The sequence below is a fragment of the bacterium genome (genome assembly GCA_021158245.1).
Lineage (GTDB): Bacteria > Zhuqueibacterota > QNDG01 > QNDG01 > QNDG01 > QNDG01.
The window spans coordinates 1-10437 of the sequence record JAGGVB010000099.1; the positions used below are offsets into that span (position 1 = coordinate 1).

Annotated in this window: 13 protein-coding genes; all 13 read right to left on the reverse strand. The window is 39.6% G+C overall.

Going from position 1 to position 10437, the window contains the following annotated elements; all coding sequences use genetic code 11:
• Positions 1–467 (reverse strand): flagellar hook assembly protein FlgD (locus J7K93_05895; protein MCD6116525.1); only part of this gene is annotated, 467 nt, incomplete at its 3' end.
• A gap of 24 nt (positions 468–491) precedes the next feature.
• Positions 492–2399: a flagellar hook-length control protein FliK gene (locus tag J7K93_05900; GenBank protein MCD6116526.1), complete on the reverse strand. Its 1908-nt coding sequence runs from the start codon at positions 2397–2399 to the stop codon at positions 492–494.
• Positions 2400–2402: 3 nt separating this feature from the next.
• A complete protein-coding gene (locus J7K93_05905; GenBank protein ID MCD6116527.1) occupies positions 2403–3200 on the reverse strand; it encodes a hypothetical protein in 798 nt (265 codons plus the stop codon).
• A 37-nt stretch (positions 3201–3237) separates the two neighbouring features.
• Positions 3238–3702 carry a flagellar export protein FliJ gene (gene fliJ / locus J7K93_05910; protein ID MCD6116528.1) on the reverse strand — a complete coding sequence of 155 codons (465 nt, stop codon included), beginning with the start codon at positions 3700–3702 and terminating at the stop codon, positions 3238–3240.
• A 14-nt stretch (positions 3703–3716) separates the two neighbouring features.
• Positions 3717–5051 carry a flagellar protein export ATPase FliI gene (gene fliI / locus J7K93_05915; protein MCD6116529.1) on the reverse strand — a complete coding sequence of 445 codons (1335 nt, stop codon included), beginning with the start codon at positions 5049–5051 and terminating at the stop codon, positions 3717–3719.
• Positions 5041–5682: a hypothetical protein gene (locus J7K93_05920; protein ID MCD6116530.1), complete on the reverse strand. Its 642-nt coding sequence runs from the start codon at positions 5680–5682 to the stop codon at positions 5041–5043. The genes fliI and J7K93_05920 overlap by 11 nt, the downstream gene beginning before the upstream one ends.
• On the reverse strand, positions 5675–6688 hold the full coding sequence (gene fliG / locus J7K93_05925; GenBank protein ID MCD6116531.1) for a flagellar motor switch protein FliG: 1014 nt from the start codon (positions 6686–6688) through the stop codon (positions 5675–5677). The genes J7K93_05920 and fliG overlap by 8 nt, the downstream gene beginning before the upstream one ends.
• Positions 6689–6693: 5 nt before the next feature.
• Positions 6694–8241: a flagellar M-ring protein FliF gene (gene fliF, locus J7K93_05930; protein MCD6116532.1), complete on the reverse strand. Its 1548-nt coding sequence runs from the start codon at positions 8239–8241 to the stop codon at positions 6694–6696.
• An 18-nt stretch (positions 8242–8259) separates the two neighbouring features.
• Positions 8260–8550, reverse strand: coding sequence for a flagellar hook-basal body complex protein FliE (gene fliE / locus J7K93_05935; protein MCD6116533.1), 291 nt, complete (start codon positions 8548–8550; stop codon positions 8260–8262).
• A 38-nt stretch (positions 8551–8588) separates the two neighbouring features.
• On the reverse strand, positions 8589–8930 hold the full coding sequence (locus tag J7K93_05940; GenBank protein MCD6116534.1) for a hypothetical protein: 342 nt from the start codon (positions 8928–8930) through the stop codon (positions 8589–8591).
• Between the two features lie 26 nt (positions 8931–8956).
• A complete protein-coding gene (flgC, locus tag J7K93_05945; protein ID MCD6116535.1) occupies positions 8957–9451 on the reverse strand; it encodes a flagellar basal body rod protein FlgC in 495 nt (164 codons plus the stop codon).
• 48 nt (positions 9452–9499) lie between these two features.
• Positions 9500–9883, reverse strand: coding sequence for a flagellar basal body rod protein FlgB (flgB, locus tag J7K93_05950; GenBank protein ID MCD6116536.1), 384 nt, complete (start codon positions 9881–9883; stop codon positions 9500–9502).
• Positions 9884–10111: 228 nt separating this feature from the next.
• The coding region (locus tag J7K93_05955; protein MCD6116537.1) for a sigma-54-dependent Fis family transcriptional regulator at positions 10112–10437 on the reverse strand (326 nt) is incomplete at its 5' end.

The window sequence follows — 10437 nt, forward strand, 5'->3', positions numbered from 1 at the left end:
GAATCAAGGCCGTCCCACTGGAAAGTATATGTACCGGCCAATTTATCCTCTCCTGCTACTGTCCTAACGAGAGAACCGTCTTGATCGTAGATTTCAAAAGATACTTTACCCGGTTCCTCTACATCATACTCAATTGCCGATGCTTCATTTCCATCCCAGTATACCTGATCGCTATCCACTGAAACAACCTTTCCTATCAGGTTAGTCATAAGAGCATTGTGAACAGACAGAGTTAGATCGTTATTTTGAGACATCAGGCCATTCAGGTTCTGTACCTGTTCAAGTGAGCTGAACTGCGCAAGCTGGGCCACAAATTGAGTATTATCCATAGGCTGTAGAGGATCCTGATTCTTTAACTGCGTAACAAGAAGCTGGAGGAATGAATCTTTGCCCATAATATCAGAACCTCCTGCTGCAGCCTGAAGAATACCAGAAGCCTGCCCGCTTGATACACTGTCCACCATCATATTAATCACCTCCTTTAAAAATATTTATGCAATTATTTCCATTGAATTATATCCGAAATACCTTGTATAATCTTTTTCACTTTTATCATCAGAAAAAGGACGGTTCTCCGCTTTGCCATGCGAACTGCCTCTTCCATGATTAAAATTCTGCGAATCTCTGTTACTATGAAGGCTGTCTCCGAAATCTTTATCATTCTGCTGGTCAGGTGTCAGCTCTACAAAAACATTGCGAAGATTAACACCATTCTTTGAAATTGCCTCTTTCATATCAGAAACTGCAGAATCCATGATTCCCTTTACTTCCTTAATTTCAACAATCAGTTTTACATCAACACCATCTTTATTCGATTTAAGCTCAATCTTCATCTTCCCCATTGCAGGGGGGGTCAGCATAATTGTCAGTTTCGTTTCACCTGTGCTGTTCATATTTACAATCGCACGCGTAGTCTGAATTATCAAAGGCCTCTCTGCAGGCAAAGGTGAAGTTCCTTTAACATCAGAGATTTCCCTCGCCGCATTACGGATTTTTAAATCACCTTCGCCTGTATTTATATTTTCATTACTCCGGATACCCTGCGGAGTAGTGTTTATTTTCCTGGAAGAAAATCCGGATTTTTTAACATCCGCTGACTGCAGATGCATATTTTCCATACTTGCAGAATTCTCCAAAGAAGCCTCTTTAGATTGGCCATTTTCTTTAACATTGTCAGGCTGTTCAATTTGTTTTGATTTTGTTTCGTTAGATGCATAATCAGATTTATGAACAAAAACAAGCTTCCCATTCAGAAGCTTACCTTCCAAAGATTCTTTTCCGGCAATTTTAAAATCAATCTCTGATTGTTGACTATGTTGATTCTTCCTGATATTTTCATGTACCGGTTTATCAATTTTTATATTTGAAAAGTCGGCATCTTTAGTTTTAATCTCAACAGAATGCCCGTTGTTATCTTTTCCCATAATAATTCCCTGAGTTGTTTTTACATCAGCACTGCTTACAGCGTCAGGCTGCTTTTCTGCTGCATTGATGTTATAAGCACCAGCAGGGGCCTTTTGTTGAGTTTTTATAATCTCTGATTCAGGATGATCCCCTAATACCGCAGACTTTTGGTTTTGCTTAATGCCCGGGTATTCACTGACGGAAGAAAATTTCTGATTCTCTCTATTTATGCCATTCTCCGCATTCTGCCCCTCTCCTGTTTTCCTGTTTAATCGGCCAACATTATTTTTTCTGCCTTTGTTTATCAAATGGGCCGGATTCTTTTTCTGTGCGGCATTTTTCTTAACATGAATAGAGTCCAACCTTTTTTTATTTACTAAACGGGGTATTTGATTAGAGATATCGGTTTCAGTACTATTACGTAACGGAGTTATTTTACTCGTATTAATCACTGAAGTTGAATTTTGCACACCAGCATCATGTTCACCTTCTGTAAAAATATCAGCATTTAAAACAGAATCCTCCGCCCCCTCTTTTAACTGTTTTATATCGGTCTTTTGCCTCTCTTGTACAGGCGTATTTACGATTTTTCTCTCTTTTACAGAATTGTTTTCTACAGAGATCTTTGTACCATGCATTCCTTTTGTCTTATTAACCAGGCTGGATTTACCTGAGGAAGGTTTATTCCCGGTTATTTTTTTCACATTGGTATTTTCTCCAGGCTTCTGAAACCCTCCTGCTATATATAGTCTTATTTCTTTTTCTGATTTTATATTTTCATTTATTTCTGAAAATTTTATTTTTGATTTACCCTGAACCATACTTTCAGTACGTTCGCCTTTTTCTTTTACGGAAAACAGAATGGCAAACAGATTACCAAATGCCGACAATTCCGGATTTTGTCCCGGTATTTTTACGGCTGAATTCTTTATGTTCCTGTTTCCCGCCGAAAAAATAGAAAACAAAGAGGACTTTGAAATCAATTGTGAATTCATTTTTTACTTCCCGCTCATTTTTCTTGTTATTCTTGCTGCAAGTCCCGGATCAAAATTCGCAATAACTTTAGCAGCATTTCTCTGCCGCATTTTAAATAAAATATTAATAATTTCGTCATCCTTCAATTTTGTTAAGATAGGCGCTGCCTGTTCCGGCCTCATTGATTCATAAATTTTAGCAAGTTTTCTTATTCCCGCTCCATTACCTGCCAATACTTTCTTTTTTTGAATACGGTCAAGAGAATCTTTTTCTGCATCTCTTTTTTTTTGATAAGCAACTACTTCCTCTGCAACAGCTCCGGCAATGCCCTTATACTCCCTCATCTGTTTTTTCCATGCATCACGTTCCATTGCTACTTTCTGAATAGTCTGGTCAAGAGAATCGCGCTCTTTAGAAAGCTGTTTTATTCTTGCAATATTAGCATTTTCCTCCTGTGCTTGACGTTTAAAAATTGCAAGATATGCTCGCAACTTGTTCTTCTTGAACTCGTTCCACTCTTCTTGATTAGCAGTTATATTCTTTTGTGGGGACGATACGGTATCTACAATATCAGCATTTAGTGTATCTGAAAGTTGCAGGGGAAACTGCGTCGAATCCATTTCAACTTTTACCATAGTGTTTTCAGGATTCACGTTACTTGCAATATCTGTATAATTTTTAATCACAAAAAACCAAACACTGAACAAAGCGATTAAAAAACTTATTACAACAAAAAATATTAATCCTGGCATGTTTCCCAATTTGCCTTTTTCCGATACCATCACCTTTATTACTCCATTCTTATTTCGGTCTTCTATCATCTTTCTTTCTATTTTCTGTTATCTCATTTTTCTACTCTTAAGTATTTATCTTTATCAGTTCCCCTCGTGCAGATTTTACTGCACCTACTTCATCAAGAAAAGTCTGTTCCTCTTTAATCACATCTTTATTATAATCAACTAATTTATTTTCTCTGAGCTTTTCAAGTATTTTTTTATCTTTTACTGTTTCAACAAGATCATTACGCCTTCTCCCGGCTTCTTTAATCTTAATCTCAACTGTATCTTTCTGTTTCTCAATATCTTTTCTCAGTTTATCAATGTACCTTAAAATTTGATTCGCATCAGATGCGTTAATCGGGCCACTCTCCTTTAATTCATTAAACATAGTAATGTATCTTATTTTATTATCAATCAATTTCTCCAGCTTTTTCTTCTCTATCTTCACATGTCTTTTGGCTTCCGCCAACTCCTGCATTTTCTTTTTTTCAATGCTTTTTTTAACGTCAATAACTCTTTGAAGTTTAAATAAAAACTTCTTCATAAACTGCTTCCGCTCTATTTAAGTACTTCATCCAGGGATTTCAAAGTATTTTCATACTCGGCTTTTTCGTAGATATCCTGCTTTAAAAAACTATTTATTCCCTCGATATGGCCTAAAGCCTTATCAATCCCGGGATTGCTCCCGGAAACATATGCACCTATATTAACAAGATCTTCCGCCTCCCGGTATGTCGCGAGTATCTCAATAACATCTCTTGCCGATTTTCGGTGCTCAGTTGATACAACATCGCCCATAACTCTGCTTACGCTTTCAAGCACATCAATCGCAGGATAATGGCTCATTGATGCCAGTTTACGTGAAAGCACAATATGTCCGTCAAGTATTGATCTTACTGCATCTGCAACAGGCTCATTCATGTCATCACTCTCAACAAGTACAGTATAGAGGCCTGTAATACTGCCGACAGAGCCTGTACCGGCCCTCTCGAGCAATTTTGGCAGCAGGGTAAATACTGACGGAGTATATCCTTTGGATGTAGGTGGTTCTCCGACTGCAAGGCCTATCTCTCTCTGGGCCATAGCAAATCTGGTAACAGAATCCATCATGAGCATAACTTTAAGCCCCTGGTCACGGAAATATTCAGCTATTGTTGTCGCCACGAGCGCACCTTTAATTCGTAATATTGCAGCCTGATCCGATGTAACAACAACCACTACCGATCTTTTAAGGCCTTCGGGGCCTAAATCCCTCTCAATAAATTCCCGTACTTCCCTTCCCCTCTCTCCTATCAAAGCAATAACATTAACATCAGCATTTGTATTACGTGCTATCATACCGAGAAGGATACTTTTACCAACGCCGCTTCCTGCGAATATTCCCATCCTCTGTCCCTCACCACAGGTTAAAAGCCCGTCAATAGACCTGATTCCTGTTGCTATGGGCGACTCTATTCTCCGCCTGAAAAGAGGGCTTGGGGGATCGCTGTGTATTGCTCGCTTAATATCAGTATTAACAGGGCCTTTTTCATCAATCGGATTTCCAAGACCGTCTATTATTCTTCCAAGAAGATTATTTCCAACAGGTACTGAAACCGGTTCCCTGCACGGCACGACTTCAGATTCCGTACTAATCCCGTTTATCTGGCCAAAGGGCATTAACAGAAGATTCGCTCCTCTAAGGCCCACTACTTCCGCTCTGATTCTGCGTGATTCATCTTTTGATATTATCCAGCATGTATCTCCTATTGTAAGAGCAGGCCCAATTGATTCCACTACAACCCCTACAACACGGCTTACTCTTCCTATCATTCTAACAGGAGAAGAATCTCCAATAAGGTCGATGTATCTTTCCAGTCTCGGGAGGACTTCATTTTGTGTTTCAATGCTCATTTTGATTACTCCCGAGCAGCCTCTCTGCAATCTCTTCAAGCTGCACATTAATGCGTGCATCAACAATGCCGGAATCACCCTCTATTATACAGCCGCCCTGTTCAATTGAGCTGTCTTCCTTAACATCAAATTGTTTTATAGATAATGATTCAGGCGAGATATCACTAATCACTTTTACATCAGCAGGATTCAGCCTTATAGCAATCCGTCTTTTGTCTTCCACTGCTTTAAGCGCATCTTTTGCGATCAACTTTACAATTCCATGATCAATTGATATTTCCCGCCTTATTATTGTACTTGCAACAGTTATTGCAAGAGCAGCAATTGTCCTGTCTGCTTCGAAATACTGATCATCTCTCATCCTGTCCAGTTCACTAATCATAGCCTTTATTGACGACATTGTCTCTTTTAATTCATCTCTGCATTCCTGGAAACCGATTTTCTTACCATCCTCAAAACCCACTTGGTATGCAGCCTCACTCCTCTCCTGCCACTGCTGTTCGGCCTCGCTATTTCCGATGCTGCCCGGAGTAAAATTGCTGTTTCTTGTTCGTTTCCTACCCTGAGGTTCATAGGATTCAACCCTGACCCCTGTAATACGCCTGTCAATTTTAACTGTAAAATCAGACAATTATCTCCTCTTTCCCGCCGGGAGTTGCAAGAACGACTTCTCCGTCCTCATCAAGCTTTCTTACAATGTCAACTATCTTCTGTTGGGCTTTTTCAACATCACGAAGCTTGACAGGGCCCATAAATTCCATCTCTTCTTTAATCATCTTTGATGCTCTCTCAGAAACATTCGACAGTATTTTGGCTTTCATATCATCGCTTGCACCTTTAAGCGCAAGGCTGAGTTCCTTCATGTCAACATCTTTAAGTACTCTCTGAATGGATCTGTCGTCAAGCATAAGAAGGTCCTCAAATACAAACATTAGATTTTTAATCTCAGCTGATAACTCAGGATCCCTCTGGCTTAAAGTCTGCAGTACGCCCTTTTCAACTGACTGGCCTGCAAGATTTAAAATTCCAGCCGCAGCTTTTACACCTCCGATAGGATTGCCGCTTACATTAAATTCAACTCTGCTCTCAAGTACTCTCTCAACCTCTTTAATATAATCTGTTGAAACCCTGTCCATAGTTGCAAAACGATACATTACATCATTTCTTAATTCAGTAGGTAAATTTCCTAAAAGGTTGGCAGCTTGTTCGGGATCCAGCTGAGTCAGAACAAGAGCTATAGTCTGAGGATGTTCCTTCTGCATAAAATTTATAAGCTGTTCCGCATCCAATTTTTTTAAAATATTAAACCCTCGGATTTCCATAGAACGTTGTACTTTTTTAATAACTTCAAGAGCTTTTGCGCTTCCCAACGCTTCTTCCAGAACTTCTTTGGCATACTCAAGCCCGCCTACTGCAATATACTCCTGGGCAATTACCATCTGCCTGAACTCAGCTTTTATTGAATCAACAAGATCCGAAGGCACGCTTTCAAGCGCTGCAATTTCACGGGTGATTCTCTCGACTTCCTCTTCAGTAAGCTCTTTTAAAACCGGAGCTGCTGCTTTTGAACCCATTGCGACAATTAGAACCGCAGCTTTTTTTACACCATCAATTTTATTATTAAGCGTTTCATGCATAATCACTATTCCTCAAGCATCCAATAACGGACAAGCCTCGCTGCCATGCCTGGCTTGTCTTCAACAAAATTAGTTATCTGTTTCATTAACTTTGCACTCTCAATTGTTTCAGGCGGAGCATTCGCTTCTATATTTGGTACTATCATATCCTGCTGGTCTATACCTAAAGACCTGCTGCTATGCCCATACCCTTGAGAAGGAACGGAAATCTTGATTTTTGAAAGTTTTGATTTTAAAATGAACAGCATTATAAGAATAACAATTACAGGAAAAGCTTTCTGCCCGATACCAAACCAGAATTCAGGCCTGGAAAAGTTTGAAGGTTCATTTACTATCTCGGGTTTATCCCCCTGTTCAAACATCATATTCTGAATCTCAATCTTGTCATTTCTATCAGGATTGAACCCCACTGCATTTTGGACAACTCCTTTTAACAGAGAAAGCTCTTCCGGGTTTCGCGGCTTGTATTTCACAGTCTCTGCACCATTACTATCCGTAACTTTCTCTTCCTTTCCGTCAACCAGAACTGCTACGGAAATTCTCTTTATATTCCCGCCCGAATCAATAATTCTTTCTACGGTCTTGGGTACCTTATAATTTGTAATGGAATGCTCAAGCTGTCCTTTTCCGTTACTTGCCGATGAAGTATTGGACGAATTAGCTTCATCAGTACGCTCCTCACTTAAAATCGCAACATTTTCAGGGTCATACTTTTCTTCTGTTCGGTCTACCCTTTTAAAATTCAGTTCTGCACTTACTCTTACAATAGATTTACCCTGGCCCAGTACTGCATCTAACATTGTCTGAGCCTTTTTCTGAAGGTTCGATTCAACCTGCCTCTGTACTTCCATTTGGCCGGAACTCATTCCTGCAACTGTACCATCCTTCCATTGATTTGAAAGAATATTCCCTCTGGAATCAATAACAGTGACATTCTCAGCGCGCAGCCCTTCAACACTTGCAGCAACCAAATTCGTAATTCCCGCAACCTGATTACGCCCTAATCTTACATTAGGTTTGACACGTATAGCTATTGATGCAGTCGGATCTTTCTGATCCTCCTGGAACAGCCTTTCATGAGGAATAACAACATGCACTCTTGCATATTCTACTCCGTCTATACCCATTATGGTTCTTGCAAGCTCACCTTCAAGTGCCCTTCCATAATTAATCTTCTGCACGAAATCCGAGATGCCAATACTCTTCTGGTCAAATATCTCATATCCTACACTTCCGCTTGAGGGCAGCCCCTCACTTGCAAGCTTCATTCTCCATTCATATACCTGAGAAGAAGGGACAAATACCGCAGTACCGCCGGATTTTATTTCGTACGGAATGTTGCCTGTTTTAAGAGATTCAACAATTTTATCAGCTTCTTTCAGGTCAAGATTATTAAACAGAAGTGCATAGTCAGGCCTTGTCGCCCATTTCATCAGCAGTGAAACTCCGATAATCAATCCGATCAGAGTTGTTGCTATTGTCAATTTCTCACCAATGGACATACGCCCAAAGGAAATTATAAACCTCTTCCAGAAACTTTGCATATCAGCCATAACATTACTCCGTTTTCATTAAACCTGCATGCGCATCATTTCCTGATATGCTTCGAGAAGCTTATTTCGGATTTCCACAACAAGCTCCAGGCTTATATTTGCTTTCTCTGCAGCAATCATTACGTCATGAATATTATCAACCTTCCCTGCAGCCAAATCCTGTACCTGTTTTCCTGAGTCATTCAACAGGTTGTTTACATCTGTAAGAAATGAATTAATTGTACTCTTGAAAGATTTATCCTTTACAGAGCCACCGGCCCCACTGTTGTTAATCTGGTTGTTCTGCTGAGATATAGGTTGTATCTCCATTGCAATTGCTCCTTTTTATTGCACTCTTTTAAAAACAATCAAAGTGTCAAGTCCACGCTCTTACCTCTTGTTTCCTGCTCGGGAGTATCATCCACAACTTTTTGATACGCATTCACACCAAAACTCTTTTTTACTCCAGGAAACAAACTGCCAAGCATCACTTTCTCATCCCTGCTTAAATGAGCTGACAGAGGTTTAGAGAAATCAACACTCTTGCTTATTCCGGTTTTCTTCTTTTGAACCAAAGCTTCAGCTTCATGCTTAAAACTGTCGTTCTTTTTAATTTGATCTGTTAACTCATTTTTACCTGCTCTGGCCTGATTGATGAGTGCACGTCTGTTGTAATTTACATACGATACATTTGTCTGACTAACTTTCATCTCTCCTCCGTTACCCGCTGCATAGTTTAAATCTCAAGAGCTTTTTTCATCATTGCCTTTGCTCCATTCATAACGGATATATTAGCCTCATAAGTACGGGAAGCAATCATTAAATTACTCATTTCCCTGACAAGATTAACATTCGGTTTCTTTACATATCCATTCTCATCAGCATCAGGATTATCCGGTTCATAAACAAGTTTAAAAGGCTCTTTCTGCTGTTTCACCTGCTGTGCATTGACTGCAAATTCTACATTAGCAGCACGCTTGCGAAGCACGTCCACAGGCCCTGTACCGCGGATAACATCACTGCCGTTTCTTCTGGAAAGCTCTGTCATAAGCAAATTTCCAAATCCGCCGCTCTGACCCTGTGATACATTAAAACGTACACGCCTCGGTACATAAGGGCCCCCGTTTTTCGTCTTTGTTGTTTCAACATTTGCAATATTTTTAGAAGTTGCTTCAATCAGATTTCTCTGTGCCGAAAGGCCTGAGCCGCTTATTCTGAATATTGAAAACATTCTGCCGAAACTCATTGTTAATCTCCTGTTCTACACTGCAGCAGAGTATTAAAATCTGCCTCTTATACTTCCTTTTAATGCCTGGAATGTTCCACTCACAATTTTTGCTGCACTTGCATAGAGAATTTGGTTTTCTGCTGAAAGTGCCATCTCTTTTTCTATGTCCGGATTTTCATTATCCACTTTCACAACTGCACTCTGCGAAGCATTCGATCCCAGAGGGATATGCCTTTTGTCTTCCAGTAAACCGTTAATTGAACTGCTTCCCTTTGCTTTTTCAAGGCTTGCTTTAAAATCTACTTCACGCCGTTTGTAACCCGGAGTTGCAGCATTTGCAATATTACTTGCTATTACCTTCTGTCTGTCGCTTGCAATATCAAGCACACGTTTCATCACCGGTATTGCAGTTTTGGAAAATATTTTGTTTACCATGACGACAACCTCCTGATCCTATAATTACCGTGTTTGTTTTAAGCAAGGGTCGTGCCAGGAGAGAACATATTCAGGCGGGATTTATTATATCTATAAGTCTTTGTATTTCCGGATTTTACATAAAGGTTAGAAACTATTTTTATGCAGGATAAATACTTCGCAGGAATCAGACCAGTGAATAATTAACCATTTAGTATGTACATTCTATCTCATAAGATTTAAATTATATTAATCGACATGCACAGCTTTTTCTGTTTCAATTACTCCGTATTCCCTTAGTTTTGTCCTGAGGGTTTTTATTGTTATACCGAGAGTTTTTGCAGTTCTTGTCTTGTTCTGATTCAGCTGCCTATAAGATTTCAGAATAAGGCGTTTCTCTGCTTCTGCTATAGACATAATTTCACCAAAATCACTCTCCGAATCAAGGAGGTCTCTGTGATCTTCAAGAAACATAAAATTATCGGGTTTCAGCAAATTTTCGTGATTCATTATTACTGCAGTTTCAATGCTGTTCTCAAGCTCCCTTACATTGCCGGGCCAGTCATACTGTATTA